Here is a 19,221-nt window from a genome sequence, read left to right on the forward strand (position 1 = left end):
GCTGCTCTGCATCGGGGTTTTCCAAATTTTCTCCCCTGTTTGAGGGGAGATCCGGCAGTTGCCGGAGAGGGGTAAATAATGAAAATTCGATTTTCAGCTTGCTGAAATAAATTTAGCGAAATACACCTTGGCTCTGCCATGGTGATAGTCAAATTTAAGAATTTTCTTTATTCGTTGGCGAATTTATTTTTGTCAACCTGATCGGTTTTACCGAGCATTGCAGCAGATACTATCAATATCAAAAGTCGGAGAAATTTAATTTTCTCCGACTGAGGGTGTACGTGTTCAATCGTGGATGCCGGCAGCTGGTGCTGCGGTATTCTTTGTAAAACATTATGCAGCACCAGCAAAAGATAAACTACACATTTTTCTTTGTATCAAACGAAAAGGGAGAAAAGATGAAAGTTGTAATTAATTTGCTTATTTTGGTAATTTGTATTTCAGTGCCGCTCTGGTCTTCAACCACATTAAATTTTCAGGGAATGCTGCAGGATGCAGCTGGTATTCCGGTAAATGACAATAAAATCATTCAATTCACGATCTATGATGCGCTGACGGGAGGAAACTTGCTCTGGAGTGAATCTCAGAATTCTGTTTCTATCGTTGAAGGCTTATTTGCAGTGGAACTGGGAAGTGCTACGGCTTTTCCTGCCGACCTTTTCGACAGTGATGATTTATTTATTACTTTCCTGGTGGATGGCGAAGAAATGACGCCGCGCCAGAAATTTCTGCCTGTACCATTTGCGATCAAATCTTCTCAAACTGCTCATGCCGACACTACTGCCTATGCTTTAACGTTGGAAGGCGTTGCTCTTTCCGGCGTGGTGCAGCAGAATGTTGATGGTAATGCCACCATATTGGGCACTATGACTGCGGATAGTTTCGTGGGAGACGGATCCGGGCTCACCGGACTCACAGGGCTATATAATGATATTTTCCTGCATAAACTAGGACCAGACACGATGATGGCAAACTCAAACGATGCAGTGCTGAATATTAATAACGATGGCACAGGGCGGGGGATAAGTATTCAATCTGGTAATGATGGAGTTTACGTGCATTCTGCCGGAAGTCCATCAACTACTCAAACGAGCACTGGTAAAAACGGTTTTGAGATTTCTGGAGCCGAAGGTAATGGCTTGTATGTGGGAAGAGCTGATTGGGATGGAATTAGTGTTAATTCTGCTGGAGATGACGGAGTTTCTGTTAGTTCTGCTGGCGGTGATGGAGTATATGTTTATTCTGCTAGCGATGATGGAATTGACATTAACTATGCTGGCGGTGATGGAGTTGCTGTTAGTCATGCTGGAGAGGATGGGGTTTCTTTGGTGTTGCCGGAAGTCCATCAACTACTCAAACTAGTAATGGTAAAAACGGTTTTGAGGTAGCTGGCGCAGAAAATTATGGGCTTTTTGTTGGTAGAGCCGACTGGGATGGCGTTTTTGTAGAATCAGCTCAATACTATGGTCTGTATGTAAATTCAGTTGGACTTGATGGTCTTAGGGTAAACTCTGCCGGAGATGATGGTGTTTTTGTTGGTGTTGCCGGAAGTCCATCAACTACTCAAACTAGCACTGGTAAAAACGGTTTTGAGATTTCTGGAGCAGAAGGTAATGGCTTGTATGTGGGAAGAGCTGATTGGGATGGAATTAGTGTTAATTCTGCTGGAGATGACGGAGTTTCTGTTAATTCTGCTGGCGGTGATGGAGTTTCTGTTGGTGTTGCCGGAAGTCCATCAACTACTCAAACTAGCAATGGTAAAAACGGTATTGAGGTAGCTGGCGCGGAAAATTATGGGCTTTTTGTTGGTAGAGCCGACTGGGATGGCGTTTTTGTTGAGTCAGCTCAATACTATGGTCTGTATGTAAATTCAGTTGGACTTGATGGTCTTAAAGTAAACTCTGCCGGAGATGATGGTGTTTTTGTTGGTGTTGCCGGAAGTCCATCAACTACTCAAACTAGCACTGGTAAAAACGGTTTTGAGATTTCTGGAGCAGAAGATAACGGGCTTTATGTGGGACAAGCAGATATGGATGGCGTATATGTTCATTCTGTTGGGAATCCATCAAATTGTATTACTAACAATGCTAAAAACGGTATTGAGGTAGCTGGTGCACAAGGTAGTGGCTTATCTGTGGGACGAGCAGATGTGAGCGCAGTTCGGGTTGTTTCTACTGGCAGTGATGGTGTTTATATTAACTCTGCTGGAGATGATGGTGTTCAAATTTTGTCTGCTGTTGGTAATGGATTTGTTATTGGTTCTGTTGGGAATCCATCAAGTTCTACTTCTTCTTCTTCTTATAAAAACGGCTTTGAGGTAGGAGGAGCAGAAGGATATGGTTTGTATGTGGGACAAGCAGATCAAGATGGAGTTTATGTTAATTCTGCTGGAAATGATGGAGTTTATGTTAATTCTACTGGAAATGATGGAGTTTATGTTAATTCTGCTGGCGGCGATGGAGTAAATGTTTTTTCTGCCAGCGAGAATGGAGTAAAAATTGGGAATGTTGGAGATGATGGAGTAAAAGTCTTTCGGGTTGGGAATCCATCAACTTATCAATATAGCAACTCTAAAAATGGCTTTGAAGTAGCAGGAGCTGAAGGTCACGGGCTTTATGTAGGAAAAGTAGATTTAGACGGAGTTTCTGTTCGTTCTGCTAACCGTTATGGAGTCTTTATTGAAGAAGCTGGCGGTGATGGAGTACATGTTTTTTCTGCTAGCGACTATGGACTTTATGTAAACTCAGTTGGACTTGATGGTCTTAGAGTAAATTCTGCTGGAGACAATGGCATTCAAATCGTGTCTGCTGTCAATATCGGTGTTTATGCCAACACAGCTAATGCTAACGGCGAATATGGTTTTTATACTGGCGATAAGATCCATGCAAGCAACATATATACCCGCAGCATCAGCACGCATGTGCGCAACAGCGGCTCAGAAGTTCTGGAAGCGGGAGATCTGGTCTGCATTGCCGGTGGTTATCAGCAAAACGTTTTAGGAAATGAAGATACAGCACCTCTGGTAAATGTACAGAAGGCAAATGCCGCCAATTCGGAAGCCGTGTTTGGCGTTGTGGAATACAAGGTTTATGTGCGGGAAGAGATTGAAGAGCACGAAGGAAATACAACCATCACGAAATCTTTCCGTCATGCCCAGGGCAGCGCCGGTTTTGGAGAATATCTTTCTGTAATCGTTTTCGGACCTGCCGATGTAAAAATTGATAATTCCGTTAATATCGAAGCAGGTAAAAAAATGACTGTCTCCGATCAGGGAACCGCCCGTTCCATCGTTGATACCGATAGCTGGCAGATCGGCATTCTGGGAAAAGCATTAGAAAACGCCAACGGCAGCGGAAAACTGAAAGTCTTTGTAAATTGCCGTTAGGAGGCTGGCATGCGTAAAACGTTAATTTCTATAACATTGCTGATGTTTACAACAGGGCTTTTTGCACAAACTAATTATATTTTGCAGCGCAGTCTTTTCACTTCCACCGGCGGCAGGCAGATAAATACTTCATACTCTACCGATACTGCTGTAGCGCAGGGTTTTCAGGGTAGTGCCGAAAGTGCAAATTATTACGGATTTGTGGGATATTTATATCCCTGTTTCGCTGATCGTGTGCCCTTCATCGTATCTATAGATGATGTGCCCAACGATCAAGGCAGGCAGGTGCAGGTTTTGTGGAATCGCAGCAGCCTGGACATTCCCAATTCTCCCATTCCCATCACCACTTATTCGGTTTGGCGATTCGACGAAGAGTTTTCTGAAAACCTGGAAGCTAATACTTTCTCCGATCCCAATCTTGTGCTGGAACATTTTGAACAAGATAGAGAACAACAATATTACTGGCAGCGAAATGATGAACAGATTCTCACCTTCATCAACCAGTTACCGGCTTTGCAGACTGAACTCTATGCGCTTACTGCGTCCACATTGTTCGATTCCTGCAACAATGAACTCCATTACAGCATGTTCGAAGTGATTGCTCATACTGACCTGGTTTCCATCTATTATGAATCTTTGCCGGATTCCGGCTATTCGGTAGATAATATTTCTCCCGATCCGGTGGAAGAATTGGATATCGTGGCAGAAAATAATCAACTACAGTTGAATTGGATAGCTGTAACTCAAGGAACATTTCAGGGAAATTCCTATCCTGAACTGAACGGTATCTGGTATCTCGTTTATGGCGCAGATCAGGCAGATTTTGTTTGTGATGATTCTAACCTGATAACCGTAACCCAAAATCCCAATCATCTTTACAATTTGTCTGGAGAAGACAGGAAATTTTTCCGAATAATCGTCAGCGACCAACCGATTGATAGTGAATATGTTGATTCAATCAGCTCCAAAAGACGCTGATCAATTTTGAGATAACAAGATCATTTCCGGCAGCTTCTTTCGCAGATTATTGGGGGAAGCTGTCGGAAAGTTTCTTTTTTTTCAGACTCGAGTTCAGAAGAGTGCAGCAAAGCTGGACTTGAAAATGTGAGAGCATCAAGATACAATTGAGTGATTGATATTAAGAAAACAGGTTATATTTTTTTATACGCCTTAGTAATGCATATGAAGTGATTCCGAGTAGCTTCGCAGCTTCAGTTTTTACGTTATCAGATTCTTTTAATGCTTTTAAAATTGCATTTTTTTCTAAAGTTTCTAAATGCAAAGTCGAAAAATCAGTTTCAGAGAATTGCGTTCCAGAATCAGGATTTTGTAACAAATAAATATCATCTGCCCCGATTTCACTGTGGTTTGAGAAGAGAATCAATTTTTCCAAGGTATTGCGTAATTCTCTAACATTTCCCGGATAATCATAATCACACAGCATTTTTAACGCAGAAACAGAAATTACGGGTTTTTTTTCTCCTAATTTGCCAGATATTTCTTCTAAAAAATATTCTACTAAAATAGGGATATCGTCTTTCCTCTCACGCAATGGCGGGATAACAATCTCTAATGTATTAACTCGATTAAGAAAATCTAATCTGAATTTTCCATTTTTTACATCATCATAAACATCACGATTAGTAGCGCTGATTAATCTAAAATCAACAATAATTTCCTTATGGCTGCCAATTGGTTTTATTTTTTTTTCTTCAAGAACTCGCAAAAGAGATGTCTGGGTATCTAAAGGCATTTCACCAATTTCATCAAAAAAAATGGTGCCTTGATTAGCAGCTTCAAAGTGACCGATTTGTCGTGTACTAGCTCCTGTGAATGCTCCTTTTACATGACCAAATAAAGCGCTTTGAACTAGACCGGGATTAAATGACGCACTATTCACTGCAACAAAAGGATAACTAGCTCGAGAACTTGAATAATGAATCAATTTTGCAACAATTTCTTTTCCGGTTCCGGATTCTCCCCGAATTAACACGCTGGAATAGCTATTTGCAGCAGCCAATAGTGCTTGCTGGATTACTTTAAGCATTGATTGTGTTCTACCAATAAAAGGGGTTCCAATTTGATGAGCAAGTTCCATTGATATAAGAGAGTTACTCTCTCGAAAAATATAGTGTTTGTGTTTTTCTGTTCCTATCAATGGATTCATTTCTAATTCTTCTTCTTTATCTCTATTTTCAGTAAACATTTTTTCTTGTAATTCATTAATCTCTTTTTCCGTTAGATACGCTTGTTTGTAATTTTCTTCCTCTTCATAACAATCGGAAAGATTTTTCAGAACATCAATGTTTTGCTGCAAATTATTCTGTTTTTTACTTAATAATCCAGCCTTTTTAGCAAAAATGATAGATTTTGTAAACTCCTTTTTCTGCTTGAAGACGAGCGCTAATTTCGTATAAATTCTTAATAATTGTTTTTCATTTTGGGTGCTATCTGCGATTTCTAAAGCTTTAAAAAGGAATTCGGATGATTTTTCATACTGATTGGATTGGAGATAAATGATACCTAATTCCAAATGAGCAATAAGCAAAAGTTCAACCGTATTGTTAGATTCGGCAAACTGAATAACATCTAATAAAGAATTTTCTGCTTTGCTGAAATTTTTTAGCAGTCCCTCATTAATAGCAGAGTTAGCAATAATGGAATAATACAATTCAGGATTTGCATCTCGAATCCATTTTTTATTAATCTGATTGAAATATTGTTTAGCAGTTTCATTCTTATTGATGTACATATAAGAAGAAGCAAGATTGCATGTCACAGATACTTTATCCAAGTGTTTATCATCATGATACAGTTTGATGGATTCTTCAAAATAAAGAATTGCTTTTTGATAAAGTTCTCTGCCAAAAAACAATCTTCCCATTGCGTCATAAGCAAATTTTAGAGCTTCTTCGGAATTATTATTCTTAGCAAAGTCCAATCCCTGCTGATAATAAAATTGTGCTTTTTCAAAATCTCCTGAGCATTCATAAATATAGCCCAAATTAGTATAACGATTTGGGATAATATCCTTATCACAATATTTATTTGCCATATGTAAAGATTGTTCTAATACAATAATACTTTTCTTAATATTTTGCTTTAGCCAAAAAATATATCCAAGATATTGTAAAATTTTTGCATGAGCTTGAAAATTTGTGAAGTATTTCTTATAAATTAAATAAGTCTCGTGATATTTTTCGAAAGCAATAGAGTTGTTTGATGAGCGGATAAAATGAAACAGTATTTCAAAATTTTGGGTAATCAGATTTTTAATTTGAAGTTCAGGTTTGGAATCAAACGCGATGAATTCCTCCAACAAATCCAGAAAATCATCAAAATGTTGGAAAATGGCATCATCCCTATTTATAAAACATGTAATAAAAATATCTTGATAAACTGCAAATTTCTCAGTTTTTCCTACTTCTTTTAACTTCGTTAATAACTCAAAATATTTTCTCATTTTTTTACCTTTCATTTTCGCACTACTTGCGTTAACGCATTTCTATACCGCACAATATTGTCAATATTTTAATCGCAAAGATAAGAACACTTGTGAATCTTTCTACAAGGAAAATTTTTAATATTATATAAAATAGGGAGTTATAAAAAAGACTAATGAAAGAATCTCAACTGGAACCATCATTGCAGTTAATAATGAAAAATCATAAGGAGTTTAAAATGAAAAAACAAAATTATGTTTCGTTTCTATTTTTAATGTTCGTATTCTGCACTGTTACCATCTATGCAGATACACTATTTGTTGATGGTAACGCATCAGGCAGCAACAACGGCAGCGATTGGGCGAATGCTTACACGTCACTACAGGATGCCCTTGACAATGCTGTTTCCGGAGATGAAATCTGGGTAGCTGAAGGAACCTATTATCCCACTCAGGAAGCTGATGGCACCACCAATGAAACCCGGAAATACTGCTTTGTAATGGTTGAAGGTGTTTCAATTTACGGCGGTTTTGCCGGAACAGAATCTGCAGTTTCCGAAAGGACGGATTATAGCTTTGGCGGAGCTAATGAAACCATACTTAGCGGCGATCACAATGGTGATGATGTTATAATCGGTGCAGGCTCCACATTGTCTATTTCCAATAACAGTGAAAACAGTTACCACGTGTTTTATCATCCAGCAGGTACTACTGTTACAAACACTGCGTTATTGGACGGCTTTACTATTACAGGCGGTAATGCTAATGGTAGTAGCAATCCCTGGAACGACGGTGCAGGAATTTATAACAGCGACGGACAAAATCCGGCCATCAATAATTGTTATTTTATCGGAAATGTGGCCGGCGATAATGGCGGGGCTATTCAAAATGTTGAAAACGCAAGCCCGATAAGCATAACGAATTGTGTATTTAAACAAAACAAAGCCGGTGATTCAGGCGGAGGAATCACATTCTTAAGAGGACTTGGCACAGTAACAAACTGTTTTTTTAGTGGAAACAAAGCAACGAATGATTTTGGAGGAGCCGTTTATGTGTGGGATTCTCCAGCAAATGTTGATTTAATTAATTCAACAATGACCGAAAACAATGCCAGATCAGGAGGTGCGATTCATATTGATGATCATGCAGAAGGAACTATTATCAACTGTATTGCTTACGGAAACACAATAACAACCGGAGAGGGCCCTCAAGTCAGGGTTTACAATAATTCTACAGCAAATATAAGCTATACAGATATTGAGGGTGGAATTGGAACAGGTGCTACCGCTAACTCCACTTCAACCATTAATGACAACGGGAACAATATAGATTCCGATCCGCTTTTTGTGGGTAGTACTTTAAATCCCCAATACCCTTATGCAATTCTCCGCACATCTCCTTGTGCCGACGCCGGTGATAATACCGCCAACAGCGAAACCTATGATATAAGAGGCAGCGGCTTTGAGCGCAAGCTTAATAAAACAGACGGAAGTTCCGGAATCATAGACATAGGTGCTTACGAATATAATTTTTACGAGGATCTTTTTGATCAGGATATAATATTTGTGAACGATGATGCTGCCGGAAATAACAGCGGAATAAACTGGAGACACGCTTATACATCTTTCCAAACGGCTTTGGAAGCCGCGTCCTCCGGTAAACAGATTTGGGTTGCAAAAGGGACTTACAAGCCCAGCCAGGAAACGGACGGGACGACAGACACTCCTGCAGAATTTGCTTTCCAAATGGTTGATGGAGTTGAAATTTATGGCGGATTTTCCGGGACAGAAGCAGATATTTCTGCCAGGATTGATTATAAAATAGGTGGTGCCAATGAAACTATTTTAAGCGGTGATTTGAACGGAGATGACCTCGTTACCGGCAGTGGCTCTAATTTAACTTTCTCTAATATAGCTGATAACACTTATCAGGTTTTTCAACACCCCAATGATTATGTGCTTTCAAGCAGCACTATTCTGGATGGATTTACCGTAAAAGGCGCGCATAATACTAACCTTTATGGTGGTGGAATAATGCTTCGCTCAGCTGCTGAACCAAGTATTCAAAACTGTGTTTTTACTGAAAACTATGCTAAATACGGAGGCGGAGTTGGAAGTTACCGTGGTGTCATAAATATTTCAAATTGTGTTTTTACTAAAAATGAAGCCACCTCTCACGGTGGTGGAATCTATAATAATAGCAGCACATCTCTTGAACCAGCCAGTATTTCTAATTCCGAATTTTTTGGCAACAAAACTGGTCAAGGGGGAGGTATATACAATTATAATGGTGGTGAAGCTCAGATTGAGAACTGTCTGTTGTATGAAAATTACGCTATCAAAGGTGGTGGTATCACAATTGTAGTATCTCAAGCCAGCATAATTAATACTACAATTACTGATAATGTAGCGAGTTATATCGGGGGAGGTCTTCATGCTTATTTAACCAGTGATGGCTCATATACGCTAAAGAACGCAATTATTTGGAATAATACAGCCGGTTCTTCTGGTGCTGAGATAAAAAATGAACGAGAGTTTTCTTTTACTATTTCTTACAGCGACATCAAAGAAAGCGGTGCCAGCGGAGGAAGCTGGGATTCGAATATTGGTGTTGATGGTGGTAACAATATAGATTTCGAACCCTATTTTGTGGGAACAACAGAAAATCCCGACCATCCGTATTCCATTTTTGGCAACTCACCCTGTGTGGATGCCGGCGATAACACAGCAATTTCAGAAACTTATGATATCCGCGGAAGTGCTTTTGACAGAAAACTCAACGGAACGGACGGCAGCGCAGGAACCATTGATATGGGAGCCTACGAATACAAATACGGAACAGACCCCGTAGCACCGTCTTTATTGTATGTTTATGAGAATGCAAGTGGAGGTAATAGTGGAATAAGCTGGACAGATGCCTTTACATCATTTCAGGATGCCCTGGACATTGCTGTTTCGGGAGGTGAGATTTGGGTGGCAGCCGGAACCTATAAGCCGAGTAAGGAAATAGACGGTACAACGGACACCCCCCGTGAATTTACATTCCAGATGATTAATGGCGTGGAAATTTACGGTGGATTTGCCGGCACGGAAACTGCAATTTCTCAACGAACAGATTATGGTGTCGGCGGTGCCAATGAAACAATTTTGAGTGGAGATAAAAATAGTGGTGATGTAGTAAGTGGCAGTGGTTCAACATTATCCATTACCAATAATACCGAAAATTGCTCCAATGTTTTTTATCACCCAAATGGAACAAATTTAGACGCTACCGCAGTTCTTGACGGTTTTACAATTACCGGAGGGTATGCTGATCTTTCCGGGTACCGCTCTTTTGGGGCAGGGATGTTCAATTATAGCGCTTCACCAACCATTAGTAAGTGTACGTTTACAGGAAATGCCACAGTGTCTGGCAGCTATGGAGGTGCGATCTACAATTTAGCATCTTCACCAGTTATAAGCAATTGTACTTTTGCCTATAATAGTTCAAGGTATGGAGGTGCATTGTTTAATAGTAATTCTTCTTCTCCCATCATTACTTATTCCAATTTCATTGGAAATTATGCTTCGTATGATGGAGGAGGTATAAAAAATGATGGGTCTTCTCCCACCATTAAGGGCTGTTATTTCTCTGACAATTATGCCGGTCAAGGTGGCGGGATAAATAACCAAGGTCTTTCCGAAATTATTAATTGCTTGTTCATTAATAATTCTGCTGGATATTATGGTGGAGGAGTCTTAATTAACGGAGCATCTGCCACTTTAACCAATTGCACGATTTCTGGTAATTCCGCATCCTCGGGTGGAGGATTATATGTGGTCAATAGTGCTCAACCGCAAATTAAAAATACCATATTGTGGAACAATACAGCGAGTTCAGGAAGTGATGTGGCTCTTGTAAACAATGGTTTACCAACATTTTCGTATTGCGATATTGCCGGAAGCGGTGGAAGTAGTAGTTGGAATTCTGATTTTGGAACCGATGGTGGAAACAATATAGATTCCGATCCCTATTTTGTAGGAACAACAGAAAATCCTGATCATCCCTACAGTATTGCTATAATATCACCATGTTGTGATACAGGTAATAATGATTTTAATTCTGAGATTTTTGATATTCGTGGCACTGGTTTTCCCAGGAAACTTGATAAAAACACAGGTGAATCTGGTACAATAGACATGGGTACATATGAATATCAGGATGGTGATGATCCACCGCTTCCAGTAACTCTATCATCATTCACCGGAAGCATAGAAAACGGATATCTAACTCTTAATTGGACTACAGAATCTGAACTGGAAAATCTGGGTTGGAATATCTATCGCAGTGAAGATGAAAACGGCTTGGAAAACAATTCACTCAAACTCAATGAGACACTTATCCCCGGTATGGGGACAGTTTCAATTCCAACTGAATACAGTTATATTGATGAACTTCCGGCACAAAATCTGGGAATACATTATTACTGGATTGAGAGCGTAAGTTATAGTGGAGAATTGGAAATTTATGGTCTGGTTTCCATTGATCTGAGCAATTCAAATCTTGTTCCGAATGCTCCAGCTAAAAGCTTTGTAGAAAAGAATTACCCGAATCCATTCAATCCAACCACGAAAATTGATTTTGGAATAAAAACTGGAGAAATTGGTAAACTAACGATCTACAATATATTAGGTCAAAAAGTTGAAAGTCATAGATTTGAAGAAGGTTATCACACATTTAACTGGAATGCATCAAAATACGCATCAGGAGTATATTTCTATAGATTGCAGACACTTTCTTATCACAAAACTATTAGAATGCTGATGTTGAAATAATAATTCCAGACTTACCTCAATGCGCAGGCTTGAGGTAAGAATGGAGGTGATTTTGTTATTCTTAACCCAAACTTCGCTATTGGGCCAAGTCTAACAACACATGTCCTTTCCGACAGCTTCATTCGCAGTTTCTTGCAGAAGCTGTCGGAAAGTTTTTTTTCAGACTCGAGTTCAGAAGAGCGCAGCAAAGCTGGACTTGAGAATGAAACTTTCCGAAAACTAATGAAGAAGATTTTTGCGAGAGAAAGTTTCGGAAAGTGATTTTTTACTGTCGGAAAGATAATTGTTTTACATCTACTCAAAATAAATTAATTGACTATAATAAATAATAATCAAATATACATCTATAATATTATCTGGTAAAAGGAAAGAAAATGGAAAGATATTTAATACCAGAAGTTATTCTGAAAAATGAATTAGAAAAAAAATATTTCGGCAGTTTTGAAAAGGTTGTCTTATTCATTGATATTGCTGGTTTTACTCCTCTTTCGGAAAGGTTAATGGAAAATGGTACAGCCGGTGCCGAAGCTCTTTCTGAGATCATTAATAAAACACTGGGAAATTGCGTGAAACTGGTATATAAGTATGACGGGTTTGTTGCAAATTTTGCAGGAGATGCTTTTTGGGCATTGTTTCCAACTTCACAGATAGAACTAACATTAAGTGCTGCTAAACATATTTCAGATCTATTTGTTCGCAATAAATTATTGAAAACTCCATTTGGAAATTTCGATCTATCATTTCGAGGTGGTCTCTCTATTGGAAGAATCAATTGGAAGATCATTGATAATGAATACAAAAAAAATTATTATTTCCCTGGAAAACCAATCAATAACAGTTTCAAGTGTCATCAAATTGCCAGGATTGGTGAGATTGTTTTGGATAAAGCTCTTATTGACAGCACTGAAACTTCCGGTTTCGCCAACAAAATTAATCAGAAATATTATTCACTTCAAATTGGGAAAGTAAATTTAATTAAACCGAAAAACCTGAAATTTACGAAGCAGCTGGATCAACAAAATTTTGTTTCAAAAAACGTTTTAGAACTGAAAGAGATCGGAGAATTTCGCAGTATCGTATCTTGTTTTATTACTTTAAAAATTAATAAAGATTTGGATAAGAATATTTCTTTATTGCTAGATAATTGCCAGGAATTCGGAGCTTATTTCAAAGATGTTATTATTCTGGGAAAACTGGCTCATATTCTGGTTTATTTCGGCACACCTTCGGCTTTGGAAAATGTTTTTCAGAAAGCAGCTGATTTTGCTTTGAAAAGCATAAAAATGCAGAAACAAAATATAAAAATCGGCATGTCTTTCGGAACGGTTTTTTCCGGATTCATTGATACTGAGTTCAGGTCGGAATTCCTGGCAATCGGCAAAAAAGTGAATCTGGCTTCCCGTCTGAATTCTCTGGCAGAATGGTCGCAGATCCTGATAGATAAAGAGCTGAAAAAATTTGCGGAAAATAGATATGAATGCTTATTTGCCGGAAAACAAAAATTAAAAGGTTTTTCGGAACCGACAGATATCTTCCAACTTCAATCAAAAATTAATATGCAAAGTGCCAAACATCTGCTGGTGGGCAGAGAAAAGGAAATTGAAATTCTTACCTCAGCTATAAAGAAATTAGATAACGGGGAATTTGGCGGAATCATAAATATTGTCGGTGAAGCAGGAATTGGGAAGAGTTTTTTAATCGATAATATCCAGATGAAAAACGGAGTAAATTTTAAATGGTTTACTTTGGTTTGCAATGAACTTATTGATGCTCCCATGAACCCTTTTGAATATTTCATGCAAAATTATTTTGAACAATCACCAGAAAATGCAATCCAGCAAAACAAATATAATTTTGATAAAAAAATTCATGACTTGGTATGTAAAAGCAAAGATAAAGATGCCGCAGAAGAATTGCATAGAACTTGTTCGTATCTGGCAGCTACAATTGGAATTCATTGGAATGATTCATTATTATCGCAACTTGGAACCAGCAAAGGGCATAAAAATTTTATTTCTTCTTTCATCGCATTTTTGCGTTGCGAAGCTTCTCAAAAACCTTTGGTTTTAAGATTGGAAGATGCACATTGGTTGGATGACATTTCTTATAATATCTTAAAAAATATTATTCCCAAAATCACAGAGCTTCCAATTATGATTGTTTCTTCCAGCAGGATTCTGCAGAATGGAAGCTATTTCAGTTTTAGTGTGGAAAAAATTGCTGAGATGAATATAAATCTAAAAGTTTTTGGGAAAGAAAATACTCGTAAAATTATTCAATCAATTTTAAAAAACAGGATTTCGAATAAAATTATTGAACTTATCATTAATCGCTGTAATGGAAATCCTTTTTTCATAGAACAATTTGTAAATTATTTAAAAGAAAATGGTTTTCTGAAACTTTCTGACGCAGAATATTCCTTAGATTCACAAATCAAAAATAATAATATTGAAATTCCCCAAACAATCAATTCCATCATAATGGCTAGAATTGATCGTCTTTCGGCAGAATTAAAAACCGTGGTTAAAAATGCCTCGATTCTTGGTCGTGAATTTGCCGTAGAAATTTTAACTGCCATGCTTAGAAACAATGAAATTGATAAAATATTGTTTGATGGTGAAAAAAAGGAGATATGGCATTCAATTTCCAAACTTGTTTATATTTTCAAGCATTCTCTTATCAGAGAAAGTGTTTATAATATGCAGCTAAAAAAACAATTAAGGAAATTGCATCAATACGCTGCTGAAGCAATCGAAACTATCTATTCGGATAATCTGGAAAATCATTATGAGGATTTGGTTTATCATTTTGAAAAAGCTGAGATAGAAGATAGAATGTTGTTTTATCTGGAGAAGGCTGCCATTAATTCAGGGATAAATAATTTTCACAATAAATCGATCGAATTATGTAAAAAATATATTTTATTAACAAAAGATAAACAACAATATATTGAAGGTCATGGAAGAGTACAACTGCATTTAGGTCAAACACATGAACAAATCGGAAAAATTGAGGAAGCAAAAGAAATTTGTGAAACAATTATTGGAAATCCGAATTCGGATTTTGAAACTATGGGATATGGTTACACTTATTTAGGAATGCTGTTATATCGTTCAATGAAATATGAAGAAGGATTGAGATATTTATTTAAAGCAGAACCTTATTTCGAAAAAATCAAGAATTGGCATGGTTTAGCGGTTTTAAACGGAGATTTTGCTGTTATCTATTTAAAAATGGGAAAATTTGAAGAAGCTATGGCTTATTTTGATAAACAATTAAAAATATGCAAAAAACATAATTTGAAAAATGATAGAATAACAGCAAATGTTAATTTGGGTGTACTTTATATTCAAAAAAAACAGCATGAAAAAGCATTAAAGCATTTGTATATAGTAGTAAAAGAAGCTAAAACTCTGAAGAAATTCAAATTTAGATTTTTGGAAGCAGCATACATTAATATTGGTTCAGTTTTTCATTATAAGGGAAACTATAAAAAAGCTATTGAATACTTCAAAGAAGGGTTAAAATTATGTAAAATTACCCAAAATTTATTTCTTAAATCTTTACTTTTAGAAAAATGTGGCAGAGTTTATTTTAACAAAAGAAATTATAATGTTTCCCAGGAATATTTTAACCAGAAGCTGATTGTGGCGAACAAGGGAAATTATAAACATCATCAGAGTGTTTGTTACGAATTTTTGGGAAAAATTTCTTTTCAAAGAAAAAAGTATCAGAATGCATTGAAATTCTATAAAAAAGAATTACAACTTCTAAAAGAAATGAAAAATCAAAATCTATCCAGAGTGTATTTTCGTATGGCGCTTACTTTTTCCAAACTGAAGAAATATGAAGAAGCTTTAGAATACTTGGCTAAAAGCAGCCAGGAAAACTCCCAGAAAGATTTAAAAGAAAGTTGTGAAATAATTTACCAAAAAGCTTTGATCTATAGAAAAATGCGTAGAAAAAGCTTGGAAAAAACGACAATAGATGAACTTCTAAAATTTGCGGAAAGTAATTCCATTTTAGACTTTGTAAATTTAGCAATAGCGGAACAAAATTATTTTAAGTTTAGAACAATGAAGAATTTCACCCAAAGAAGATCCTACTTTAAGATCACAAAAAAAATACCTCTGGATTTTGAAAATAAAGATATTGAGAAAAAAGTTGTTACCATTGTTAAACGAATGGAAAATGTACTACAAAGGATGCAAAATAATGGAAATTGATATTTTTGAATTATCGCCCGAAAATTATCAGATAATTTTTGATACTCTGCAAACCGGAATTAATATTGTTCATCCTTCCGGCACCATCATTTATGTGAATAATGCTTATTGCAGAATGCATGGTTACCAAAAAGAAGAAATGATCGGGGAATCGCTGGAAATGATTTTACCCGATGAAGATGTAAAAAAAGGATTGGAGAATTTTCGGAAGATAGTGAAAGGGCAGAGAAAAACTTCTCATGTCATCAGAAGTTTCAATCGCCGCAAAGATGGAAGCTTGTTTCCGGTTGTGATCGCCTGGAATTTTCTTTTGAAAAGAAACAAACTGGTGGGAATGGTGTCGGCAGTTCAGGATATTACTGAAATGGCAGAAACAAAAGCCGAACTGAAAAAAACTCAGCATGAGATGCAGGAGTTACAGAACCAATTAGAGCAAAGAAAATATCTTGAGTTCATGATGGGAGACAGTTTGCCGATTAAACAGATTCAGCGTGCAGTGGAAAATGTTGCCGCAACAGATTTTTCCGTGCTTATAACTGGTGAAACTGGCTCCGGAAAAGAATTAGTTGCGGAATCAATTCATAATTTTAGTTCTCGAAATAAGTTTCCTCTCATCAGTGTAGATTGCGGCGCAATTCCCAATACACTGATCGAAAGTGAACTGTTTGGACATCAAAAAGGTGCTTTTACAGGAGCTGATCGCTTGAAAGAAGGTGCTTTCCAGAAAGCGCATCATGGCACAATTTTTCTGGATGAGATTACCAATCTTTCTGTTAATATGCAGAAAAAACTTCTGCGCGTGCTGGAAAAAAAAGAAGTTCAGAAAATCGGTTCTACCCGCAAAGAAAAACTTGATATCAGAATTTTAGCTGCTACCAATGAACATATTGAAAAATTAGTGGAAAGAAGTGAATTCAGGAAAGACCTGTTTTTCCGTTTGAACGAATTCATGATTCGCGTTCCAGCGCTGCGAAATCGTCGAGATGATATTCCACTTTTAGTACAAAGGTTCATCAAAGAGATTTGTCATAAACTCAAAATTAAAAGAAAATCAATTTCCAAAGAAACTTTAACTTTTTTAAATTCCTACAATTGGCCGGGAAATGTTCGTCAATTGCGCAATGCCCTGAAAAGAGCGATCGTTGTTTCCGATAAAGAAATTCGACCCGAACATTTTGAATTGCTGGGAAGTGATTCCCGGCATATTACTGAACCTGATATTGACTTTGATCTTGAACAATCTGTTGATCTGAAAAATCTTTCCAGGCAAGTAGCAGATAATTTTGAATCTCAAATTATTCGAAAAACACTGGAAAAATTTGATGGCAACAAAAGTAAAACCGCTCGTTTTTTGAATATCGACTATAAAACTTTGCTAACAAAAATTAAAAACTATGGAATAAACTCCATAGAATAAATTCCATTTTGTGGAATAATCTCCATAAAAAATATATTAACTTAATAATTGTAAACCACAGTAAAATAATAAATTAAACACTCTTCCCATTAGCTTTTGAATCTGGCATGCAAACTGCAACTATATCTTGAAAAGAGATTGGAGGTAGTTATGAAAATTAGATTGATGATAATTTTATTGTTTATTTTTACTACAAACATTGTATGCGGATTGTCGAGACACAAAATTGAGAATGATCATCCCGGCGGAACTCTGGGCTATCGTGTGAAATTGGATGGCGATATTTTAGCATCATCCAAATATGTTACCGATGACACATCCGGCGGTGTGATGATTTACAACCGCAATCTGGGCGGAGAAAACAATTGGGGAGAAGAGGATTATTTATATTCTCCTGTGGCAGCAGGAACCGGTGATTATTTCGGTTATGCCACTGATCTTTATGATGATATTCTCATCGTGGGAAGACCTGGTGGCAGCAATGATGAAAAGGCGTTCATTTTCCAGAGAGGAGGAGATGGAACTTGGAATCTTGTTAGAACACTTGATCCTTCCGAAGCACCGGAAATGGATGAAACAACTGATAACAACCTTGCTTTTGGATGGTCGGTAGCAATTAATGATGAATGGGCAGTTGTGGGAGCTCCGAATGATAATAGTGAAAATGGTACACAACCTCTGGTTGGCGATCAAGCCGGTGCGATTTATACCTGGCGCAAAGTAGCTGGTGTCTGGACTTTTTACGATAAGTGGACAGCTTATATCGATGATGAAGCTGAACAGAATGATGCACTTGGCAGATCGGTGGATTTGTGGGGAGATAATATTGTTGTTGGAGCACTTTATGCCGACATCAAGGATCCCGACTTTCCCCATGACGTGAAAGATGATGCCGGTGCAGCTTATCTGCTGCATCCTGCCAATGGAGTTTGGTATTTAACCAAAAAATTGCAAGCTCCATTTGAGGAAGCACATGACGGAGATCATTTTGGCTGGGATGTTGCCATTTGGGGCAGCAGAATCATTGTGGGAGCTCCCAAACATTGGGGAGGTGGAACTGCAATGATGCACTTCGGAGCTGCATTTACTTATTTCAGATCTTTTGGTACAAATCATGAGCATACATTTTACGATCCTGATCCGCAGCAGAGTTCGTTGTTTGGTGCCAGCGTAGATGTTTATATGAACAGTATTATCATTTCCAATCAGCTGCAGAGAAGATATTATCCCGATGCAACTCCTCCCGGTGACTATTCTGTTGGTGTAACTTATCACTACGGACTTTGCAGTGATGCGCAATTTCATCTTCTGCACACTTTGTGGCCCGAAAACTATGTAACAGATTATGACGATAGTTATGCCTGTGATGTGACCATGGACGGTCCGTATTATCTGTGTGTGGGATCTTTCACCGATGATGATTTGGCAAACGGAGCAGGAGCAAGTTATGTTTACTGGCTGGGCGATTATTACGGCGAACCCGGTGACGGCGCGGAAGCAGAAGGTGACGACGGCAGCGGCGGTAATAATGGCGGCGCTACAACATCAGGAAGTGCTTTTCCCAGTCCATATGCAGATTGTGTGATAATAAATGAATACGAAGCAACTCCTACTGGTCCCATTGACGACACACAGGAATGGATCGAACTTCTTGTGATAGCTGAAGATGGGGTTGATATGAGAAATTGGCTTCTTACCGATGTAAATCCTGAAGATTTCTATCTTGATAATACGAACCCTGGCTACAATGATGCGTCCATTAAATTTAATGATTATGCAGAATTTTCTAGCATTCCATGTGGTACAACCATTGTTATTTATGATGGAAATGGTCCAACAAATGATGTTGATTCTTCTGATGGAGATATGTTCATATACACGGAATCGGAGTATCTTAATAGAGTTGCTTTTTCCTATTCAACAATCCAATTGGATGA

The 19,221-nt window shown here is 37.6% G+C and carries 8 protein-coding genes; 7 read left to right on the plus strand and 1 reads right to left on the minus strand.

Annotated features, from left to right (window positions below; translation table 11 throughout):
• Window positions 1-398: 398 nt before the first annotated feature.
• The 3 genes from K9N40_09430 (at window position 399) to K9N40_09440 (ending at window position 4,363) form a co-directional block, all read left to right on the plus strand.
• Window positions 399-1,388, plus strand: a complete 990-nt coding sequence (locus K9N40_09430; GenBank protein ID MCF7814689.1) for a hypothetical protein — start codon at window positions 399-401, stop codon at window positions 1,386-1,388.
• A 236-nt stretch (window positions 1,389-1,624) separates the two neighbouring features.
• Window positions 1,625-3,385 (plus strand): hypothetical protein, encoded by a 1,761-nt coding sequence (locus K9N40_09435; protein MCF7814690.1) that lies wholly within the window; start codon window positions 1,625-1,627, stop codon window positions 3,383-3,385.
• A 9-nt stretch (window positions 3,386-3,394) separates the two neighbouring features.
• Window positions 3,395-4,363 carry a hypothetical protein gene (locus tag K9N40_09440; protein MCF7814691.1) on the plus strand — a complete coding sequence of 323 codons (969 nt, stop codon included), beginning with the start codon at window positions 3,395-3,397 and terminating at the stop codon, window positions 4,361-4,363.
• Between the two features lie 160 nt (window positions 4,364-4,523).
• On the opposite strand, the gene K9N40_09445 is transcribed toward K9N40_09440, so the two are convergent.
• Window positions 4,524-6,863, minus strand: coding sequence for a sigma 54-interacting transcriptional regulator (locus tag K9N40_09445; protein MCF7814692.1), 2,340 nt, complete (start codon window positions 6,861-6,863; stop codon window positions 4,524-4,526).
• Window positions 6,864-7,066: 203 nt separating this feature from the next.
• On the opposite strand from K9N40_09445, the gene K9N40_09450 reads away from it, so the two are divergent.
• From K9N40_09450 to K9N40_09465, 4 genes are all read left to right on the plus strand, one after another.
• Window positions 7,067-11,641, plus strand: a complete 4,575-nt coding sequence (locus K9N40_09450) for a T9SS type A sorting domain-containing protein (GenBank protein ID MCF7814693.1) — start codon at window positions 7,067-7,069, stop codon at window positions 11,639-11,641.
• Between the two features lie 374 nt (window positions 11,642-12,015).
• Window positions 12,016-15,867, plus strand: coding sequence for a tetratricopeptide repeat protein (locus K9N40_09455; GenBank protein MCF7814694.1), 3,852 nt, complete (start codon window positions 12,016-12,018; stop codon window positions 15,865-15,867).
• Complete coding sequence (locus K9N40_09460; protein MCF7814695.1) at window positions 15,833-17,284, plus strand: sigma 54-interacting transcriptional regulator; 1,452 nt, start codon at window positions 15,833-15,835, stop codon at window positions 17,282-17,284. The genes K9N40_09455 and K9N40_09460 overlap by 35 nt, the downstream gene beginning before the upstream one ends.
• 150 nt (window positions 17,285-17,434) lie before the next feature.
• The coding region (locus K9N40_09465) for an FG-GAP repeat protein (protein MCF7814696.1) at window positions 17,435-19,221 on the plus strand (1,787 nt) is incomplete at its 3' end.

The organism is Candidatus Cloacimonadota bacterium, assembly GCA_021734245.1.
Taxonomy (GTDB): Bacteria; Cloacimonadota; Cloacimonadia; order Cloacimonadales; family TCS61; genus B137-G9.

What these genes read in the sequence shown, in the direction of transcription:
- K9N40_09445 (MCF7814692.1), bottom strand. Translation starts at nt 6,863, where the DNA reads ATGAAAGGTAAAAAAATGAGAAAATATTTTGAGTTATTAACGAAGTTA.
- K9N40_09460 (MCF7814695.1), top strand. Translation starts at nt 15,833, where the DNA reads ATGTACTACAAAGGATGCAAAATAATGGAAATTGATATTTTTGAATTA.
- K9N40_09430 (MCF7814689.1), top strand. Translation starts at nt 399, where the DNA reads ATGAAAGTTGTAATTAATTTGCTTATTTTGGTAATTTGTATTTCAGTG.
- K9N40_09450 (MCF7814693.1), top strand. Translation starts at nt 7,067, where the DNA reads ATGAAAAAACAAAATTATGTTTCGTTTCTATTTTTAATGTTCGTATTC.
- K9N40_09455 (MCF7814694.1), top strand. Translation starts at nt 12,016, where the DNA reads ATGGAAAGATATTTAATACCAGAAGTTATTCTGAAAAATGAATTAGAA.
- K9N40_09440 (MCF7814691.1), top strand. Translation starts at nt 3,395, where the DNA reads ATGCGTAAAACGTTAATTTCTATAACATTGCTGATGTTTACAACAGGG.